The following is an 18,707-nucleotide window of genomic DNA, read 5'->3' as shown; positions in this document are numbered from 1 at the left end:
GAGCAGGACAGGCGGGCCGCGGTCCCACTCCCGTCGGCCCGCCTGTCCGGCCCCCTCGCAGTCCCGTCCCGCACGGAAGAGAGCCACCCTCATGCCAGAACCCCGCAACGGGTCGAGAACGACCCGCAGGCCCCGCCGCCGGCACCCGCTCACGGCCGTGGCCGCCGCCGCCCTCGTCACCTCCATGCTCGCGGCCGCCTGCTCCGGCCCGCCGAAGACCGGCGGCTCCGACGGCGAGTCGTACCGGCTCTCCGCCGGAACCCCCGCGGCCGGGGGCGAGCTGGACTCCTTCACCTGGGCCGTCTACGCCGAACCGCCCACCCTCGACTACATCTCCGCGTTCGACTACCCGCAGAACACCGTGCTCTCCAACGTCTGCGAGAGCCTGATGCGGTGGACGCCGCAGCTGACCCTCGCCCCGGGGCTCGCCGAGAAGGCCTCCAACCCCGACCCCACCACCTGGGTCTACGACCTGCGCCCCGGCGTCCGCTTCCACGACGGCGGCACGATGACCGCCGACGACGTCGTCTACAGCCTCGGCCGGCAGATGGACCCCCAGAACGCCGCCGCCTGGGCCCAGCAGTTCCAGAACGTCGGCTCCGTCACCAAGACCGGCCCGCTCCAGGTCACCGTCAAACTCACCCAGCCCGACTCGCAGTTCAACCAGTACATGGCCACCGCCGCCGGCGTCGTCGCCTCCCGGGCCGGGATCGAGGCCGCCGGCAAGGACTACGGCACCGGCGGCAGCCTCGCCTGCACCGGCCCGTACGCGCTGGGCACCTGGACCAAGGGCCAGTCGATCGAGCTGCAGCGCTTCGACGGCTACTGGGGGACCAGGGCCAAGTCGTCCAAGGCCGTCTTCCGCTTCCTCACCGACCCCTCGGCCCGGGTCAACGCCCTGCTCAGCGGCGAGGCCGACGGCGGCTACCTGATCCCCACCGAGTCGTACGAGCGGCTGCGCTCCGCAGGCCCGGGCACCCTCTACTTCGGCGAGGGCCTCAGCACCGTCAACGTCAACGTCACCAGCATGCAGGGCGTGCTCGGCGACGTCCGGGTCCGCCGGGCGCTCTCGCTCGCCCTCGACCGCTCCGGCTTCGTCCGTACCGGACTCGGCGGCGCCGGAAGCGTCACCGGCTCCCTGACCACCCGGGCGGCCTGGGCCGGCGCGCCCGAGGAGGTCCGCAAGGCCGCCTTCGACGGGCTCACCCCCACCGCCCCCGACATCGAGCGGGCCAAGACCCTGGTCAAGGAGGCCGGCGCCACCGGAAAGACCCTCACCGTCGCCACCAGCCCGATCGGCCAGGACGTCTCGGTGCTGGCCACGGCCGTCCAGTCCGCCGGCGCGAAGATCGGCCTGGACGTCCGGCTGAAGACGGTCGCCCCCAACGCCTTCACCGCCCTTTTCACCGACCCGGCGGCGCGCGAGGGCATCGACATGTTCCCGGAGACGTACTACGACTCCATCACCGACCCGCTCGATCTGCTGGCGAACTTCAGGACCGGCGCCTACCAGAACTTCGCGTCCTTCAGCGACCCCGCCTACGACGAGCTGGTCAAGAAGGCGGTCGCCGCCACCGACCCGGCCCAGCGGTTCGCCGTCACCGCGCAGCTCCAGAAGACCGCCTCCGACCAGCTGCTCTGGATCCCCGTCGCCGAGTGGCCCACCGCGGTGTTCCTCAACAAGCGGATCACCGGCGCCCCCACCACCATCTCCTACATGTACTACCCGTGGGCGGCCGACGTGGGGGCGGCCCGGTGAGCTTCCTGAGATTCGCCGCCCGCCGGCTGGTCGAGATGGCCGCCACCCTGGCCGGCGCCTCCTTCCTGATCTTCGGCGCGATGCACCTCGCCCCGGGCAGCCCGGCGAGCTTCCTGCTCGCCGGCCGCTCGGCCTCCCCGGAGGCACTGCAGGCGATCAGCACCCGCTACCACCTGGACGACCCGTTCCTGCTCCAGTACCTGCGCTGGGCCGGCCGGATCCTGCACGGCGACTTCGGCCGCTCGATCACCTACCGCACCGACGTCTCCCGGCTGCTGGCCGACCGGCTGCCCGCCACCCTGCTCCTGGTCGTGATGGCGCTCGTCCTCGTCGTCACCCTCGGCCTGCTGCTCGGCTGGATCGGCGCCGTCCGCGGCGGCGCCGTCGACTCGGCCGTCCTGGTCTCCACCACCGTGGCCGTCGGCACCCCCTCCTTCGTCGCCGCCGTGCTGCTGCAGGGTCTGTTCGCGGTGAAGCTGGGCTGGTTCCCCAGCGGCGGTACCGGGGACGGCGTCGGCGACATGATCTGGCACCTCGCCCTGCCCGCCGTCGCCCTCGCCCTCTACCTGATCGGCATGCTCGCCCGGGTCACCCGCGCCGCGATGGCCGACGTCCTCGGCCACGAACACGTCACCGTCGCCCGCAGCCGCGGCGTCACCGGACACCACGTGATCCGTCGCCACGTCTTCCGCAACGCCCTGGGCACCGTGCTGACCACCGGCGGTCTGATCGTCTCCACCCTCCTGGTCTGCACCGTCCTGGTGGAGACCGCGTTCAGCGTCGGCGGCGTAGGACAACTGCTCGAACTGTCCACCACCACAAAGGACTTCCCCACCGTGCAGGCCATCTCCCTGATCATGGTCGGACTGTTCATGGCCGTGAACCTGGTGGTCGACCTGCTCCACCCGCTGGTCGACCCGCGGGTCACCCTCGGATCCCGGAAGGCCACCGGATGACCGCCACCCTGCTGCGCCGGCCCGGACTCGGCCGCCTGCGCACCGACCGCGCGCCGCTGCACCGGATCTGCCTCGCCTTCGTCGTCCTGGTCGTCCTCGCGGCAGTGCTCGCACCCTGGATCGCCCCCCAGGACCCGAACGCCGTCGACCTGGGCGACGCCCTCGCCGGGCCCTCCGGGGAGCACCTGCTCGGCGTCGACGCCTCCGGACGCGACACCCTGACCCGGCTGCTCACCGGAGCCCGCACCTCCCTGCTCGGACCGCTCGGCGTGGTCGCCTTCTCCACCCTGGCCGGCGTCACCGTCGGCGTCACCGCCGCCTGGCGCGGCGGCTGGCTTGACTCCGTCCTCTCCCGGAGCGCCGAGCTGGTCTTCGCCTTCCCCGGCCTGCTGCTGGCCATCCTGATCGTCTCCGTCTACGGCGAGGGCCTGCTCGCCCCGGTCCTCGCCCTCGCCGTCGCCTACCTGCCCTACGTCAGCCGCCTCACCCGCTCGCTCGTCCTCGCCGAACGCGCCCGGCCCTACGTGGAGGCCTACCAGGTCCAGGGCCACTCGGGGCTCCAGATCTGCCTGCGCCACGTCCTGCCCGGCATCGCCCCGGTGGTCCTGGCCCAGGCGACCGTCAACTTCGGCTACGCCCTGATCGACCTGGCCGGCCTCTCCTTCCTCGGGCTCGGCGTGCCCGCTCTCACCCCCGACTGGGGCCGCATGGTCTTCGACGGCCAGTCCGCCGTGCAGCACGGGTACCCGCTCTCCGCGGTCCTGCCCTGCCTGGCGATCGTGCTGACCGTCGTCGCCTTCAACGTCGTCGGCGAGCGCTGGGCCGACCAGGTCTCCAGGAGGGACCGATGACCGCACGTCGCACGCCCGCGTCCGACCCGACCGGGCGCCGCACGGCCACGTCCGAGCCGGCCGTGTCCCGCCCGACCGCGTCCGACCAGGCCGCACTCGACATCCAGGCCTACCGGCTGCGCCTGCCCGGCACCGCCCGGCCGGTCCTGGACGGTGTCGACCTCACCGTGGCCGCCGGCGAGACGGTCGCCCTGGTGGGGGAGTCCGGCTCCGGCAAGAGCCTCACCTCCCGCAGCGTCCTCGGACTGCTGCCGGAGGGCGCCACCACCGAGGGCGCCGTGCGCGTCGGCGGCGAGGACGTCCTGACCATGACGCCCGACCGGCTGCGCCGCCTGCGCACCGGCACCGCGGCGATGATCTTCCAGGACCCCCGGGCCGCCATCAACCCGATGCGCCGCCTCGGAGACTTCCTCACCGAGAGCGTGCGGCTCAACGGCGGGCTCACCGCCGCGGCGGCGAGCGCGCGGGCCACCGAGATGCTGGACGCGGTGGGCCTGCCCGCCACCGTCCTCTACCGCTACCCGGGCCAGGTCTCCGGCGGCATGCTCCAGCGCGTCATGATCGCCGCCGCCCTGATGGGCGACCCCACCATCGTCCTCGCCGACGAGCCCACGACCGCACTCGACGTCACCACCCAGGCCGAGGTGATCGCGCTCCTCGGCGCGCTCCAGGAACGGTTCGGCACCGCCCTGCTGTTCGTCACCCACGACCTCGGCCTCGCCGCCGCCATCAGCGACCGGGTCTGCGTCATGTACGCCGGCCGGATCGTCGAGACCGGTCCCGCAGAGGCGCTGTTCGAGCGGCCGCGCCACCCGTACACGGCCGCGCTGCTCGCCTCGACGCCACGCCTGGAAGCCCCCGGGAGCCGGCTCGCCGCGATCGAGGGCCGGCCGCCCAGCCTGCGGGACGAGGTGACGGGCTGTCCGTTCGCGCCCCGCTGCCCGCTCGCCACCTTCCTCTGCACCCAGCAGGAGCCCGCGCTGCTGCCGGTGGAGGCCGAACCGGTACGCCGCGCGGCCTGCCACCACAGCGACCGTACGGGGGAGGGGAGCGCGGATGCGTAGCCCCGGCACCACCGCCGCCCGTCCGAAGGGAACGCCGCCGATGCCACAGCCGGACAGCGGGAGGGCCGTGCTGGAGGCCGTCGGCCTGCACCGTGCCTACGGCGGCGTCCGCGCGGTCGACAACGTGTCCTTCACGCTGTTCGAGGGCGGGTCGCTGGGCATCGTCGGCGAGTCCGGCTCCGGCAAGACCACCACCGCCCGGATCGTCGTCGGCCTGGAACGGGCCGACACCGGTCGGGTCCTGGTGCACCGCCGGGACCGCACCGAGCACCGGCGGGGTCGCGCCCACCGACTCGCCCGGGCGCGCGAGGTCCAGATGGTCTTCCAGGACCCGTACCAGTCCCTGGACCCGCGCACCACCGTCGGTGCCGTGCTGCGCGAGACCCTGCGACTGCACTTCCCCGACGCGGACCACCCGCGCCGGATCGCGGAACTCCTCGACCAGGTCGGCCTCGGCGAGCGCGAGGCCGGCGCGCTGCCCCGGCAGCTCTCCGGCGGGCAGCGCCAACGGGTGGCCATCGCCCGGGCGCTGGCCGTGGAGCCGGCCGTGCTGGTCCTGGACGAGGCCGTGGCGGCGCTCGACGTCTCGGTCCAGGCCCAGATCCTCAACCTGCTCGCCGACATCCGAGAGCAGACCGGCATCGGCTACCTCTTCATCACCCACGACCTGGGCGTGGTCCGGTTCGTCACCGAGGACGTGATCGTGATGCGGCACGGGAAGGTGGTCGAATCCGGGCGGACCGCCGACGTCCTCGCGCACCCGCAGCACCCCTACACCCGGCTGCTACTGGAATCCGTGCCCAGGCCCGGGTGGGACCCGCGGTCCATCGCCGCCGCCCGCCGCACTCTGGCGGAGCGCGCCCCGTAGGGCGCCCGGCGCGCGTCACCCTGTGCCGGGTCCGGGCCGTCGACGCCCCCACGGCGGCGGTCCGGACCCGTTCCCCCGACCGGCGGCAGGCGGGTTCACCGGCTCGCCGCCCGGCCGCCCCTACTGTCGGATATCACCTGCTTCCGGGTGAATGCGAGCCGTGAGGGGACCCTGCCATGGGCGCCGCGCCCCGGGTCCCGTCTGCCGACGGGGGCGGCTACGCGGCGCCGGCCGCGAGTCCGAACACGAGCGCCCGCATCACCGGAGCGGGGTCGACGGCCGCGCCGAGGGACTGGAAGGCGGCGAGCCCGTCGGTCCCGGCGGCGGCGGCCTCGCCCAGCGGGCGGGGGTCGAACGCGCCGTCGTGCTCCTCCGCGAGCACCCGGAACAGTGCGACGAAGCACTCCCGCCACCGCCGGTACTCCGCCTCCAGGCACTCCCGTACGCGCTCGTCGCCCGCCGCGAACCAGTGCAGGGCGGCGTGGACCCGGGCCAGGTCGCCGCCCTCCGGTTCGGCCAGCAGCCCGACGACCCGCTCGGCCCGTTCGGCGAACGTGCCCGGCCCGGCCACCGCCTCCTCCAGGGGCGTGATCCACTCCGGCCGGATGCTCTCCACCAGCGCCACGATCAGGTCGGTGCGGTTCGCGAAGTGGTAGTGGCACATGCCGTGGGTCACCCCGCCCAGGGCCGCCACGTTGCGGGTGGTGAAGGGCGTCGAGCCGTCCCCGGCGAGCAACTCCCGTGCGGCGGCGAGCAGCCGTGCGCGCGTCTGCTCGCCCTTGGCGGAGGGGCGCGGACGCCTGAGGGCGGGGGCCTCGCCGGACCTCGCCTCGCCGGTGTTCGCCCTGCCGGACTTCGCCTCGCCGGATTGCGCAGCACGTTGAGCCATCGGGCCACTCTAGGGCCTGCTCCCGGGCCCCCGCCCGCCGACCGCTGCGCAAAGTATTGACCGAGCGCTTGGTTAGTTTTAGCGTCTTGGCCATCGCGTGGACCGACCACCGATGGACAGGCAGGACAGGAGGCCGAGAGATGAACGGTCACGACGCACCGCACGTCTCGTCCGGAAGAGTCCCGGGTGCAATCGGGAGGCGGGGGCTCCTCGCCGCCACCGGACTCGCGGTGGCGGGCACCGCCCTCGGAGCGAACGGAGCCCGCGCCGCAGTGCGGGCAGCCGCCCCCGCCGCCTCCGCCCCCGCCGCCTCCGCGGCCGGCACCTTCGCGGTGCCGGTCGACACGGTGGCCCACACCCGGACCTGGATGGCATGGCCGGACGACCCCGCCATCTGGACCGGCCGTCGCGGCGGCCGCCGCGGTGGCACCACCCCGTCGCTCGCGCAGATCCAGGCGAACATCGCGTTGGTCGCCAACACCATCGCCAAGTACGAGCCCGTCTACCTGTGCGCCAACCCCGCCGCCGCCGCGGGCGCCCGCCGGGCCTGCCCGTCGGCCAACATCACCGTGATCACCACGATCCCGGTCAACGACTGCTGGATGCGCGACTCCGGACCGGTCTTCCGCACCGACGGGCTCGGCGGCCTGGACGCGATCGGCCTCAACTTCAACGGCTGGGGCGGCAAACAGACTTACACCAACGACGGCAAGGTCGCCGCCCGCGTGGCCGCCCTCGTCGGCGTCCCCTTCACGGCGGCCGGTCTGGTCGCGGAGGGCGGCGCGATCGAGACCGACGGCGCAGGCACGTTGATGGCCACCCGGAGCAGCATCCTCGTCTCCAACCGCAACCCGGGCATGACGCAGGCCCGGGCCGAGGCCGCGATGACGGCCACGTACGGCGCCTCGAAGGTCATCTGGTTCACCGGGGTCGCCGGGCAGGACATCACCGGCGACCACGTCGACGCGACCTCGCGCTTCCTCGCCCCGGGCCGCGGCCTCGTCCAGCAGCCGAACGCCACCGACGACCCGTCGGACGTCTGGACGAAGGACGAGCTCAACCAGTACAACGTGCTCTCCGCGGCGACCGACGCCCGCGGCGTGCGCATCCAGGCCACCAAACTCGGCGGCCCCGACTACTACGCCATCCGGCAGAGCGACCCGTACTTCGTCGGCTCCTACGCCAACTACTACGTCTGCAACGGCGCCGTCATCGCGTCCCAGTTCGGCGACTCGCGCGCCGACGCCGCCGCGAAGGCGAAGCTCCAGTCCCTCTTCCCCGGCCGGGTCGTCGAGCAGCTGAACGTCGACTACATCGGCCTCGGCGGAGGCGGCATCCACTGCGTCACCCAGCAGCAGCCGAAGCCGAAGCCCTGACAGCTCCGGCTGCTCACAGCCTCGACCAGCAACTCCTCGGCCGGTCGTGCGCCGGCACGCCCGGCCGAGGAGAGTCAGTGGGGGCGTTCCGCGGGCCGCTTCGGCGCAGGCCGCTTGCGCTTGCACGCGTGGCCGGTGACCAGCTCGGTCCGCTCGTCGACAGTCCGGAGCAGCCACCCGACGACGGGAAACTCACCGCATTCGGTACACGTGCCGGTGGTCCGAACCGCCCCGCCGGGCTGCCCACCGACGCCGCTCACCCGGTGCCGCCCTGACGGTAGCCGCGGTATCCGGCGAGCGCGACCTGGCCGCTGACCCAGGCTCGTGCGCTGTGCTCCAGAGCGAATCGACGCGCCTGTCCCTCGTCGTCACGGACGAGTTCGTCCGTGGCCCTGTCCCGTACCGCCCACAGCCCCTCGCCGTGACGCGCGGCCGGCAGCTGCACGGGTACGTAGCGGGCAGCAACCCGCTGCTGGGTGGTGAGCCCGTCGCCCCGCCACACCCGCACGGTCACCGTGCCGCCGCTCGCGAGTCGGAGGGGCCAGTCGATCCGCCCTTCGCCGTCGAGCAGCTTCTCGATCGGCCGCGTGTCGCCGGCGCCGAGGAGCCGGTGCATTGCGCGCCGTTGGAAGTCACCGATGGCCAGGCCGCGAAGGCACCGCCAAAGGGTGGTGATGGCGGTCTCGATCGGCTCGACGGTCGGATCCAACACGCCGTCCACCGCCACCGTCAGGGCCCCGTCTTCGGTCGTCATGTCCTCTCCTCGGGATTCTCGGCCGCTTGGCAGGCGGCGCATGCAACGACAGCCCAGCCGAGCGGAGCCCGGTCCTCACTGGTCTGCGTGCAGCAGTGGCCGGTCGCGGCCAGCTTCACATCGGAGCGGCCGCAGGTGATGCACGCGCGGCACTCCCGCTGAGCCCTGGTGAAGGGCGTCGGGGTCGGGGGGCGATTCACGGAAGAATCGTCGGCGCATGTGACGGGACGTCATACCGCCTTTGCGGGACACTTGGGACGTTTCCGCGGTACAACTTGATTCGTCCTGGCTGTGAGAGGCAGGCCCCGTGAACAGTCCGCTCCGCGACGCGATGATCCGCGCCAACCTGACCGAGTCCCAGCTCGCCAGGGCATGCGGAGTCGACCCCAAGACGGTCGGACGATGGATCGCCAACCCCTCGCGCGAACCCCACCCCCGGCACCGTGAAGCGGCAAGCCGGATCCTCGGAGAGGAGGAGACCGCGTTGTGGCCGTCCGTCCAGCAGCGGGTGAAGAGCGGGCCCGACAGGGAGCTCGTACGGATGTATCCCTACCGATCGGCAGCGCCGGCGACGCTTTGGCGGCAGCTGATAAGGGGCGCCACCTGTGAACTGATCTTTGCTGGATACACGAACTACTTCCTGTGGCTGGAGCAAGCGAACTTCGGCGCCCTGCTCAGAGCGAAGACCGAGTCGGGCGTCCGGGTCCGATTCATCCTCGGCGACCCCGCAAGCCCCGTCACCCGGCAGCGCGAACGGGAAGAGAACGTGCCGCTCACCCTGTCCACCCGGATCGAGGTGACCATGTCCGAGCTGGCCAAACTCCGCGATACACCGATCGAAGCGCGGTACGAGACCGGGCACGTGAGCCTGTCGGTCTTCCGCTTTGACAACGACATGATCGTCACCCCGTTGCTGCCCGGTGGGCTCGGCCACGATGCCCCGATGATGCACCTGCGAAGGTGCCAGGATGACGGCGTGTTCGACCGGTTCGCCGGTCACGTCGAGGACCTGTGGGCGCGTGGCCGCGATGTATGGACGACCCCGGAGGTGGACCGTGCCCAGGCGTGACTACGAGGACGACCCGAATGCCCCGAGGCCCAACAGTCTGGTGCCCGCCGCGAGCGTCGTCGTGGTCGACGACGCCGGCCGGGTGCTCCTCCAGCGCCGCACCGACAACGGCATGTGGGCGCTGCCCGGTGGCGTCATGGAGTTGGGCGAGTCCCTCGGCGACTGCGGCATCCGCGAGACGTGCGAGGAGACCGGAATCCGGGTTGAGATCACCGGGGTCGTCGGTACCTATACCAACCCGGGGCACGTCTTCGCCTACGACGACGGTGAGGTCCGGCAGGAGTTCAGCATCTGCCTGCTCGGGCGCCCGGTTGGAGGCGAGCTGCGAGTGTCCGACGAGTCACACGAGGTGGCATGGTTCAAGCCCGCGGAGACGGACGACCTCCCGATGGTCGCCAGCATCCGCAAGCGGATCACGGACTGGCGATCCGGGATGATCCCGGTAGTGCGCTGAACCTGATCTGGGTGGCAGGCATCTGGACAATCGCTCGTACCCCTGGTTGACGACCCTCAGCGCGCTGCAGCGTTGAAGTTGGCGATCAGCACCGGCAGCTCTGCGAGCGAGTCGATCCGGAACGTGGCCTGCTCGGTAGTCGGGTCGTGCTGTTGGATCCAGCCCCACGGCCCGCGCCGGATGAGGGCCGTCTGCATCCCTTGGCGGGCTGCGGGGAGCACGTCGTTGTCGAGCCGGTCGCCAACATAGAGGACTTCCCCTGGGCTGGCCGGCGTCACCTCGGCGACCCGCTCGAAGAACAGCGGGTCCGGCTTGCTCGCTCCCCAGTCGTCCGACGTGCCGATGAGGTCGACATCAGCGCTGAACAGCTCGCGCAGGATCCCGCCGGCCCGGACGGTCTGGTTCCCGGCGATCGCCAGCCACAGGCCGGCCGCGCGGAGCTGAGCGAATGAGGGCCGGACATCCGGATAGAGGTCTTCCTCACCGAAGGTCTCTGGTCGACCAACGGCCGCGCGCTTCTCACGCTCCTCATAGAGGTCGAAGCCGGGGCGGAAGACCTGGAACGTCTCCCGATAGTCCCGGCCTTGCGCGATCACCGCGCCGAGCTGAGCGACGAAGGTGTGACGTGGCACGTTCAACCAGTCCGCCCAGGTGCCGTACTCCCGAGTCTCGTCGACCAGGCACTCCCCAACGTCGAACACCACAGCCTTGATCGTCATGTCCGCAGCCTAGTGCCGTGACCGGGAAGGTTCACCGGCTTGGCGGTTGACTGCCGCACGATCACGATCACGATCACGAGCACGAGGACGGGGCGGCATGGGCGCCCCGGTTCCGCCGAGCGTGTTGATTAAGTAACGCTTCGTGATGGGGAGGCCCCCGCCGGTCACATTGCCAGGCGCTCGCCCCACTGGATGTGGAGCCAGCCGGGGCCGGTGGGGAACTCTTGTAGGTCGACAGGGCCTCAGCGGCGATAGAACAAGTGCAGTTGGTCCCGGAACACTGTCATGACCGGGCTGTCGATGGGATCGTTACCGGGCAGCTTTTCCCAGGTGTTCCATCGGGCGCCGTTGAACTTGCTCCACCAGTTGACGCCGTCCATGCCGCGGTGGACGCAGTACATCATGTTGACGCGCACGGCTAGAGCGGGGGTGGCGGGGCTGCGAGCTCCGGCAATGGCTCCATGTGTCGTCCACACGGAGCCGTCGTACGACGCCCAGATCAAGCCGTCGGCACTGTCGCGGAACACGCAGTGGAGCTTGCCGAGATACGCCGCCAGGACGTGGCCTTTGGCGTCCTTGCTGTAGGGGATGGCGGGAATCCAATCCCCCCAGGTACCGTCGGAGCGGTAGGGGTGGCAGTAGATGCCGTCCCCGCGCTGGTAGGCGCAGTAGAGCGTGTTGTCCATGACGGCCAAGCCGGGGGCGTGCTCCCGCGACCCGCCCATGGGCGAGGCCAGCCCGTTCCAGCGGGTGCCGTCGGTGCGATCCAGCTTCAGCTTGTCTCCGCCGTGCGGCCAGGGGATGTAGCAGAGGTAAAGGTGGTCGCCCATGGTGGCCAGGTTCGACAGGGGGGTCTCGGAGGCGAAGGGCGTCTTGGTGTAGTCGCTCCAGGTCGTCCCGTCGTACGTGCGCCACTGCACGGCGTTGGTGAACTCCTCGGCGTTCCACTCGCGGTGGAGGTAGTGCAAGGTGCCGTTGAGGACACCCACCGCCGGGGCGCCGGTGCCCACGCGCACCCCGGGAACGAACGACTCCCCACTCCAGCCCCGATCGGCCGACCAAGTGCGCAGGTACATGTTCTGGTCCGGCGCGGCATCGGCGGCCGTGACCAGCCGGTAGTGGCCCTCCGAACTGGAGAAGTCCCACGTGAAGCCGGGCGTGTTCGGCATCGACGGGCCGTCGGTGAGGCGGGAGGCGGCGTACCCCAGGGCCTTGGCGGTGATGGCGATGCTTCGCTCGCCGACGAGGTCGTCGTCGTTGGTGAACCACCCCAGGATCCAAGTCAGCAGCGCGGCGACCACCGCGACGACGGCGGCCAGGGCCGCATCGGAGGACTCGCCGTGGTCGATGATGCTCTTGGCGGAGGCGGCGGCCTGCTGAGAGATCTTCCACAGCTGCTTGCGCAGTTCCTCGAAGATCGCGCCGTTGTCCTCCTCCCAGCACTCGATGTTCAGGATGAGCGATTCGTGGAGGGAACCGAGGAAAAGAGGCTGTCCGGCGGGGAAGTCCCTGACGTGGCCGGTCCTCAGGCCCTCGAACACGGCCGACCTATACTCCGTCTGCTGTTCGGTGTCGCTGCCGGCGCCGCAGACCCAGTAAATCTCGTCGTTCCCCGCCTCGCCCGGCGTGCTACGGACACAAGAGAACGACTTCGGGACGATGTTCACCCCGGTCAGGGCCGCGCGGGCGCTCTCGTCCAGGGCGGGGCCGGTCAGGACCGTGACGGCGCTGCCACCGTACTCGGTCATCGCGTCCACGTCCTCGGCCGTGTCGACGCTCCCGTCGGACTCCAGGGTGGAGACATCGACGATGTTCACATTCGGCTGCGCAAGGATCTCCGCGGCCAGGCCCGGCAGGTCGGCGGCGAGGTCGTCGAACGTGTACGCGATCTCGACGGGCAGGGCAGTGACGACCGCAGGGAACAGTTGTGCGGAGGTACTCGGGGATGCCTTGCGCCAGATACGCCCGGCGGCGGAGATCTCCTCGTCGGAGACGAACACACCCAGCACGTCCACCAGCCCCTGCTCCAGGTCGGACAGGGCCAAGCCCTGATCCCGGCGGGCAGCGGCGTGCATCATCACACCGGCCAGGACGTTGCAGGGCCGGTTCATCTGCATCCGGCCAGCCGCACGTGACACCGTGGGATTGTCCCCCAGCCGCGTGCGCAGTCGAGCAAGTCGTTCCTCGGGCGTGGAATCGAGTTGGACCATGGGACGCTCCTTAGGATCGACGAGCCCGAGCGTGGGTATGCCCGAAACAACCTAGAAGGTCCGTAGTCGCACGCGCACGGAATGTATCGCGAATGGCTTGATCTCGACTGCGACGCCTACTCCACGATGCGCCGAAGCGTGAGGCCGTGGGCCGACACCGCCGGCGGTCGCGGTCCCGCCCGGGCCCGTTCATCACGGCCGGGGGGCTGAACCGGTCGATTACGCCCCCATGCGCCGATCCAATCGCCCCGCGCCGCCGTCTCCAAGCGCATCATCCGCCGCGGCGAGGGCCACTCGCTCCGTCTCACGGCGCCACTCGAACTTCACCGCACCGCGCTGCAGCGGGCTGGCGAATCTAGTAGATCTGGCCGGTCTGCGGGTTGGGGTCGCTGTGGTCGCCCAGGCAGGGGGTCTCGTCGGGGTAGAGGTTCTTCTGCTCGGTCATGTTGAAGTAGAGGTAGCCCTCCGGGCAGCGTTCCGGCTGGAGATTGCAGGCGGCCGTGTGCATGAGGAAGAGGTGCCCGTCGGCTGTCTTCTCGTAGTAGGTCATGCCGCTGCCGAAGGGGTCTGCGTAGAGGCAGGCCGGCGCCAGGCGCAGGGCGTCTTCGTACTCGGTCCGGTTCCGCGCCGTGTTGAGGGCGCTTTCGGCGGCATCGCTGAGGGTCGCACCGTTGGGGAGCACGCTTGCCATGAGGAGGTCCTCGGTTCAGTCGGCGTGGGCAAAGATGATCAACCTCAGCGTAGGGTCCGGTTGCCTACCGTGTCAGCCGAACGCGGAAGGGGGGGCCGGCCGCCCTCTTCGATCCCGTTTGTCTGCGCAGTGCAGGGCGACGGGCCGCCGAGCTCCCCGGCGGCAGCTCCGTGGGGCCGGCCCTGGCCAGCTGCGACGGCATTCTCTACTGTGCGGCCGGCGGCAGGGGTGAGAACGCTCAGGTGTACGTGGCCATGCTCCAAGGCGTCGGCTGGGGCGCCTTCCCAACCGTCACCGACTTCAAGACCGCGAAGGCGCCAGCCCTGGCAGCCCATCAAGGCAAGCTCTGCCTCGCCGCCACCGGTGTCGAGGAGAGGGTCGATGACGGCGGGTGGGCCACCACATCCATGCAGCTCGGTGGCACCATCCACAGCGCCCCGGCTCTTGTCGACGCCATGCCTCCCGTGTAGATCAAAGGCCGGCCTGCGAACGATTGGGACGCCCGGGGCAGGTGTGCCCGCCAGACGGACGACCGCACCTGTCCGCCCTTGGTGGCGGCCTGGCGTCCCTACCCCTGGGGCTGTCCGGGCGCACCACAAGCCGTCATGTCCCGCGTCGATGGGCGGACGGGTCAGGAGGGGAGACCTGCCGGGCCCAGCAGGTAGTTGCCCGGTGCGGCGGGGTCGGTGCTGAGGTAGAACTCCACGATCGCCTGCCGGTACTCGGCGCGGCTGACGACGCCGTCCCCGTTCAGGTCGATCCGGGCGAACGCTGGTGCCGACACTTCGCGGGGAACGCCCAGGGTGTCGTAGAGGCGCATGTACTCCTCCAGGGACAGCACGCCGTCCCCGTTGGTGTCGAAGGCGTTCATCACCGCGTCGGCGATCCGCATCACCGCGCTCTCGAAGTGTGCGGGGGCGGTCACGCTGTCCTGAGCAATGCTCGGAACCTGTGGATCGCCCGGGGAGGACGTACCTTCCCTGGTGATCGATCGATAGGTCACCGAGCAAGGCCGACAGGTCAACGTCGGCCGGGAAGGCACGTCCGTGCTCACCGTAGTCAACACCGACGGCACCACCCCTGGCGGTGCATCGCTGCTGGACGAGATAGTTCGAGAGGGCGCACGCCGGATGCTGGCCGCCGCGCTGGAGGCCGAGGTCAACTCCTACATCGCCGAATTATCCGACCAGCGGGATCCGGACGGTCGCCGTCTGGTGGTGCGCAACGGCTACCACCAGGCCAGGAAGGTCACCACCGCCGCCGGATCGGTCGAGGTGAAGGCCCCGCGGGTCAACGACAAGCGGGTCGATGCGGCCACCGGGGAACGCAAGCGGTTCTCCTCGGCGATCCTTGCGCCCTGGTGCCGCAGGTCACCGAAGATCGCGGAGGTGCTGCCACTGCTCTACCTGCACGGCCTGTCCACCGGCGATTTCGTGCCCGCGCTCGAGCAGTTCCTCGGCTCTGCCGCCGGCCTGTCCCCGGCCACCGTCACCCGGCTCACCTCGCAGTGGCAGGCCGACCACACTGCGTTCCAGGAGCGCGACCTGTCCGGCACCGACTACGTGTACATGTGGGTGGACGGCATCCACCTGCGCATCCGCCTGGACGAGACGAAGGCCGCCGTCCTGGTCATGATCGGCGTCCGCGCGGACGGCGCCAAGGAGCTGGTGGCCATGACCGACGGCTACCGCGAATCGTCCGAGGCCTGGGCCGACCTGCTGCGCGACTGCGCCCGCCGCGGCATGCGCGCCCCCGTGCTCGCGGTCGGCGACGGCGCGCTCGGCTTCTGGAAGGCCCTGCGCGAGGTCTTCCCGGCCACCCGCGAGCAGAGGGGCTGGGTTCACAAAACCGCCAACGTCCTCGACGCCATGCCCAAATCCGCGCAGCCGGCGGCGAAGAAGGCCCTGCAGGACATCTACAACGCCGAGGACCGCGAGCACGCCGAGCAGGCCATCAAGGCGTTCGCGAAGCTCTACGGGGCGAAATTCCCCAAGGCCGTCAAGAAGATCACCGACGACCAGGCCGAGCTGCTGGCCTTCTACGAATTCCCGGCCGAGCACTGGATCCACCTGCGCACGACCAACCCCATCGAGTCGACCTTCGCCACCGTCCGACTGCGGACCAAGGTCACCAAGGGTGCAGGCTCCCGCGCTGCCGGTCTGGCCATGGTGTTCAAGCTCGTCGAGTGCGCCCAAAGCCGCTGGCGCTCGGTCAACGGCGCCCACCTCGTCCCGCTCGTCCGCGCGGGAGCACGCTTCGAACGCGGCCGGCTCGTCGAATGCCCTGAGATCATGGCAGCGTGACGATGACTCCCAAGCACCCGCGGATCGACGCGGAACTCCAGATCGACGGCATCCGGGGCACCGAGGAAGACAAGGCAACCGTTGTCGTGCGGTGCATCCGCGGACCGGTCCGCCTCGGGGCGCGCTTCCACCGCATCCGCGACACCGCGGTCCCGATCGACCTGGAGCTGACGGAGATCCTCTTCTACGAGCGTCCGGTCGACGAACTCGATCCCTCCCACACCGCCCTCGTGACCCTCCGCGGAGCAGGAACGCCTCTCCTTCTTTCAGGGAACAATGCTCACGGCTGGAAGATCATCCAGGGCGCAAACCCTTCCTCGTGACTCCGCCCGCCCACAGGTTTTGACAATTGCTCCGCTGTTCCTGCATGACCGCCCTGAACGCCTCGCGGGAGACCAGCTCGTCGCCGTCGGTGTCCGGGTGCTCGACCAGCAGATCCCACCACTGACCGAACGCCTCGTGGATGGCCTTCACATTGGCATCGTCGCCCGGCCGAGCCGTCCGGGATGGAGGCGGCCCGTCAGTTGGTCGGGAACGGTGTGATCACCTGCAGTGCCGAGGACCACCGGGCTCAGCAGCCGGTGATGAAGCCCGCGTTCCACCGCAGCCGGGTCGCCGGCTACACCGACGTGATGCGCGAGTGCGTGGTGGAAGCGACATCCTCTTGGCAGGCGGGCCAGGTACTCGATGCCGGGTCCGCGATGTACCGGGTGGCGGCGCTGGTGGTCGCGCGAACACTGGTATCCGCGCCGGCCGGCCGGCAGGCGGCACAGGTGATGGCGCAGGCGCTGCCGGAGCTCCTGCGCGGTCTGCTCCGCCGGATGCTGATCCCGGCGGACTGGGTTCACCGCGTTCCGACCCCGGCGAACCGGCGCTTCGATGCGGCGCGCGCCCGCCTGGACGCGGCCATCGGCGAGGTCATCGCCCAGTACCGGCAGCAAGAGCAGGGCCGGCAAGACCTGCTGTCGCAGATCATGGCCGGGGACGAGGACAGCGGACGCCGACCTGGTGATACCGAGGTGCGTGACCAGGTGATGTCGGTGCTGGCCGCAGGCGTGGAGACATCTGCCTCGCTTCTCGCCTGGACCTTCCAACTCCTGGGTCGCCACCCGGAAATCCAGCACCGGCTGTGGGAGGAAGTCGACGGCGCCCGGGGAGAGCGTCCGATCACCTTCGAGGATCTGCCGTCCCTGCCCTACACCAAGCGGCTGCTGACCGAGGTCCTGCGGCTGTACCCACCCACCTGGCTGCTCAGCCGCATCGTCGTCGAACCGACCGAGATCTGCGGATTCCTGCTGCCCAAGGGCGCCGACGTCCTGATCAGCCCCTACGCCCTGCAACGCAACCCCGACGTCTTCCCCGACGCCGACCGTCTCGACCCGGACCGCTGGCTGCCCGAACACCTCACCACCGGCCAGCGCCAGTCGTTCCTCGCCTTCGGTGCCGGACGCCGCCGGTGCATGGGTGAGTTCTACGGCATGACCGAGACCACCCTCGCGCTGGCCACCATCACCCGCACCTGGCACCTGCGCCCCACCCGGCCGGCCCCCCTCCGCCCGCTGCCGCGCTTCCTGCTCGTCCCCGCCGAACAACCCCTCACCCTGCACCTGCGCGCCCCGGAAGGCGCTCCGGGGTGACCAGCCTCCCCACCCCTGGCCTTCAGCCCGGCGATGCAGTCGAACCGAGTTCCTACCCCAGCTTTCGGCTACCGTCCCTCCCACGCTTCCAGCCCGCACTGCGCCGCCCCGGCATCGATGACCTGGAGCACTCCTGCCGTACATGGCTGGACGACGCCCTGCGGGACGCCCACGCCGACAGCCCGCAGGCGTTCGAGGAGTTCCTCCACCAGCGCACCACCTTGTGGAACCTGCTGGCCTACCCCACCACCGACACCGAGCGGACGAAGACGATCTGCCACTGGATCGACGTCCTGTTCAGCATTGACGATCTCTTCGTCCACGCCCCGCGCCCACGCCTGGAACGCCTAGGTCTGCACCAGCTCGATGTCGTCCTCGACGACGACCAGTCCGCCCCCAGAGCCTCCTACCCGCGCGCTGCAAGTACTGGCACAACGCATCCGCGCCGGCATGCCGCCCGGCCTGTGGAACCGTTTCGCCCACGAGATGAAAGGGTTCTTCGCCGCTTGCCGCACCGAGCGGGACTGGCTTGAGGCCGGCACGGCCGTAGACATGGCCGCTTACGAGGCATCGCGGATCAAGAGCGTAGGCGAATGCTGCTTCCCACTCCTGGAATACGGACTGGGCATCGACCTCACCGACCACTTCACCGCCGTGCCGGAGCTCAGGCGGCTCAACCATCTGGTGGCACGACACTGGGTCGGCGTCAACGACATCTTCTCCTACCGCAAAGAGCTCTACAGCGGCGACACCATCAACGAAATCACCCTCGCCCTCACCACCAACGGCGGCAACCTGCAAGCCGCAGTCGACCGCATCACCGACACCATCCAACGAACCGAGGACGAGTTCTGCGCCCTCGGCGAGCACCTGCTGACCACAGCGTCGGGCCGGGACCCGGCGGTCAGCCAGTACATCGAAGCACTGCGCTGGATGATCGCCGGCAACCTGGAATGGTCCTACATCACCACCCGCTACAACGGCCAAGACCACACCTGGAACGGCCACACCGCCGCCACCGTCATCCTCGCACCGCACCGAACCCTCTTCCGGCCTGAATAAGCCCTGTGAGCGCCTGGCACGGTGACCGGCAGGGCCTCCCCAACA

Annotated in this window: 20 protein-coding genes and 1 pseudogene; 13 read left to right on the top strand and 8 right to left on the bottom strand. The window is 70.4% G+C overall.

Translation table 11 applies throughout. The features are described 5' to 3' along the window. Nucleotides 1–91: 91 nt before the first annotated feature. From ACF9IK_RS04850 to ACF9IK_RS04830, 5 genes are read left to right on the top strand one after another with little or no spacing between them, the layout of a single operon-like run. The gene (locus ACF9IK_RS04850; protein ID WP_395292992.1) at nt 92–1,759 is read left to right on the top strand and encodes an ABC transporter substrate-binding protein; all 1,668 of its coding nucleotides are present in this window, start codon (nt 92–94) and stop codon (nt 1,757–1,759) included. Beyond that, the gene (locus ACF9IK_RS04845) at nt 1,756–2,715 is read left to right on the top strand and encodes an ABC transporter permease (protein ID WP_395292991.1); all 960 of its coding nucleotides are present in this window, start codon (nt 1,756–1,758) and stop codon (nt 2,713–2,715) included. Before ACF9IK_RS04850 ends, ACF9IK_RS04845 begins: the two co-directional genes overlap by 4 nt. Then, nucleotides 2,712–3,566, top strand: coding sequence for an ABC transporter permease (locus ACF9IK_RS04840; protein ID WP_395292990.1), 855 nt, complete (start codon nt 2,712–2,714; stop codon nt 3,564–3,566). Before ACF9IK_RS04845 ends, ACF9IK_RS04840 begins: the two co-directional genes overlap by 4 nt. Continuing rightward, the gene (locus ACF9IK_RS04835) at nt 3,563–4,630 is read left to right on the top strand and encodes an ABC transporter ATP-binding protein (RefSeq protein WP_395292989.1); all 1,068 of its coding nucleotides are present in this window, start codon (nt 3,563–3,565) and stop codon (nt 4,628–4,630) included. Before ACF9IK_RS04840 ends, ACF9IK_RS04835 begins: the two co-directional genes overlap by 4 nt. A gap of 40 nt (nt 4,631–4,670) precedes the next feature. Continuing rightward, on the top strand, nt 4,671–5,498 hold the full coding sequence (locus ACF9IK_RS04830; RefSeq protein ID WP_395292988.1) for an ABC transporter ATP-binding protein: 828 nt from the start codon (nt 4,671–4,673) through the stop codon (nt 5,496–5,498). 217 nt (nt 5,499–5,715) lie between these two features. Here ACF9IK_RS04830 and ACF9IK_RS04825 read toward each other — a convergent pair whose 3' ends face one another. After that, the gene (locus tag ACF9IK_RS04825; protein ID WP_395292987.1) at nt 5,716–6,387 is read right to left on the bottom strand and encodes a TetR/AcrR family transcriptional regulator; all 672 of its coding nucleotides are present in this window, start codon (nt 6,385–6,387) and stop codon (nt 5,716–5,718) included. 140 nt (nt 6,388–6,527) lie between these two features. Here ACF9IK_RS04825 and ACF9IK_RS04820 point away from each other — a divergent pair, with 140 nt between their 5' ends. Continuing rightward, the gene (locus ACF9IK_RS04820) at nt 6,528–7,763 is read left to right on the top strand and encodes an agmatine deiminase family protein (RefSeq protein WP_395292986.1); all 1,236 of its coding nucleotides are present in this window, start codon (nt 6,528–6,530) and stop codon (nt 7,761–7,763) included. A 256-nt stretch (nt 7,764–8,019) separates the two neighbouring features. Here ACF9IK_RS04820 and ACF9IK_RS04815 read toward each other — a convergent pair whose 3' ends face one another. After that, nucleotides 8,020–8,517 carry a hypothetical protein gene (locus tag ACF9IK_RS04815; protein ID WP_395292985.1) on the bottom strand — a complete coding sequence of 166 codons (498 nt, stop codon included), beginning with the start codon at nt 8,515–8,517 and terminating at the stop codon, nt 8,020–8,022. A gap of 307 nt (nt 8,518–8,824) precedes the next feature. Between ACF9IK_RS04815 and ACF9IK_RS04810 the strand changes: the two genes are divergently transcribed. Both ACF9IK_RS04810 and ACF9IK_RS04805 read left to right on the top strand, forming a co-directional pair. After that, nucleotides 8,825–9,586 (top strand): XRE family transcriptional regulator, encoded by a 762-nt coding sequence (locus ACF9IK_RS04810; RefSeq protein ID WP_395292984.1) that lies wholly within the window; start codon nt 8,825–8,827, stop codon nt 9,584–9,586. Next, nucleotides 9,573–10,040: an NUDIX domain-containing protein gene (locus ACF9IK_RS04805; RefSeq protein WP_395292983.1), complete on the top strand. Its 468-nt coding sequence runs from the start codon at nt 9,573–9,575 to the stop codon at nt 10,038–10,040. The genes ACF9IK_RS04810 and ACF9IK_RS04805 overlap by 14 nt, the downstream gene beginning before the upstream one ends. A gap of 56 nt (nt 10,041–10,096) precedes the next feature. On the opposite strand, the gene ACF9IK_RS04800 is transcribed toward ACF9IK_RS04805, so the two are convergent. The 3 genes from ACF9IK_RS04800 to ACF9IK_RS04790 form a co-directional block, all read right to left on the bottom strand. Beyond that, the gene (locus ACF9IK_RS04800; protein ID WP_395292982.1) at nt 10,097–10,759 is read right to left on the bottom strand and encodes an HAD family hydrolase; all 663 of its coding nucleotides are present in this window, start codon (nt 10,757–10,759) and stop codon (nt 10,097–10,099) included. 242 nt (nt 10,760–11,001) lie between these two features. Beyond that, nucleotides 11,002–12,897 (bottom strand): hypothetical protein, encoded by a 1,896-nt coding sequence (locus ACF9IK_RS04795; protein WP_395292981.1) that lies wholly within the window; start codon nt 12,895–12,897, stop codon nt 11,002–11,004. Nucleotides 12,898–13,324: 427 nt separating this feature from the next. Then, nucleotides 13,325–13,660, bottom strand: coding sequence for a hypothetical protein (locus tag ACF9IK_RS04790; protein WP_395292980.1), 336 nt, complete (start codon nt 13,658–13,660; stop codon nt 13,325–13,327). Between the two features lie 254 nt (nt 13,661–13,914). Between ACF9IK_RS04790 and ACF9IK_RS04785 the strand changes: the two genes are divergently transcribed. Then, nucleotides 13,915–14,130 (top strand): hypothetical protein, encoded by a 216-nt coding sequence (locus tag ACF9IK_RS04785; RefSeq protein WP_395292979.1) that lies wholly within the window; start codon nt 13,915–13,917, stop codon nt 14,128–14,130. Between the two features lie 161 nt (nt 14,131–14,291). On the opposite strand, the gene ACF9IK_RS04780 is transcribed toward ACF9IK_RS04785, so the two are convergent. After that, on the bottom strand, nt 14,292–14,585 hold the full coding sequence (locus ACF9IK_RS04780; protein WP_395292978.1) for an EF-hand domain-containing protein: 294 nt from the start codon (nt 14,583–14,585) through the stop codon (nt 14,292–14,294). A 121-nt stretch (nt 14,586–14,706) separates the two neighbouring features. On the opposite strand from ACF9IK_RS04780, the gene ACF9IK_RS04775 reads away from it, so the two are divergent. Both ACF9IK_RS04775 and ACF9IK_RS04770 read left to right on the top strand, forming a co-directional pair. Then, nucleotides 14,707–15,963 (top strand): IS256 family transposase, encoded by a 1,257-nt coding sequence (locus ACF9IK_RS04775; protein ID WP_395292977.1) that lies wholly within the window; start codon nt 14,707–14,709, stop codon nt 15,961–15,963. Continuing rightward, nucleotides 15,960–16,286 carry a hypothetical protein gene (locus ACF9IK_RS04770; protein ID WP_395292976.1) on the top strand — a complete coding sequence of 109 codons (327 nt, stop codon included), beginning with the start codon at nt 15,960–15,962 and terminating at the stop codon, nt 16,284–16,286. Before ACF9IK_RS04775 ends, ACF9IK_RS04770 begins: the two co-directional genes overlap by 4 nt. Here the strand turns inward: ACF9IK_RS04770 and ACF9IK_RS04765 are convergent. Then, entirely contained in the window at nt 16,258–16,437 is a 180-nt protein-coding gene (locus ACF9IK_RS04765) for a hypothetical protein (RefSeq protein WP_395292975.1), read from the bottom strand. The two genes, ACF9IK_RS04770 and ACF9IK_RS04765, sit on opposite strands and share 29 nt — an antisense overlap. 23 nt (nt 16,438–16,460) lie before the next feature. Between ACF9IK_RS04765 and ACF9IK_RS04760 the strand changes: the two are divergent. After that, nucleotides 16,461–17,600 (top strand): annotated as a pseudogene (locus ACF9IK_RS04760) (cytochrome P450); the annotation flags it as partial. A 68-nt stretch (nt 17,601–17,668) separates the two neighbouring features. Here the strand turns inward: ACF9IK_RS04760 and ACF9IK_RS04755 are convergent. After that, nucleotides 17,669–17,923 carry a hypothetical protein gene (locus tag ACF9IK_RS04755; protein ID WP_395292974.1) on the bottom strand — a complete coding sequence of 85 codons (255 nt, stop codon included), beginning with the start codon at nt 17,921–17,923 and terminating at the stop codon, nt 17,669–17,671. 43 nt (nt 17,924–17,966) lie between these two features. Between ACF9IK_RS04755 and ACF9IK_RS04750 the strand changes: the two genes are divergently transcribed. Then, nucleotides 17,967–18,662 (top strand): terpene synthase family protein, encoded by a 696-nt coding sequence (locus tag ACF9IK_RS04750; RefSeq protein ID WP_395292973.1) that lies wholly within the window; start codon nt 17,967–17,969, stop codon nt 18,660–18,662. Nucleotides 18,663–18,707: the final 45 nt, after the last annotated feature.

The sequence above is a fragment of the Kitasatospora hibisci genome, assembly GCF_043950205.1.
Classification (GTDB): Bacteria; Actinomycetota; Actinomycetes; order Streptomycetales; family Streptomycetaceae; genus Kitasatospora; species Kitasatospora hibisci.
The sequence above is the reverse complement of the archived record's forward strand: the minus strand, read 5'-3'. Positions and strand labels throughout refer to the sequence as shown.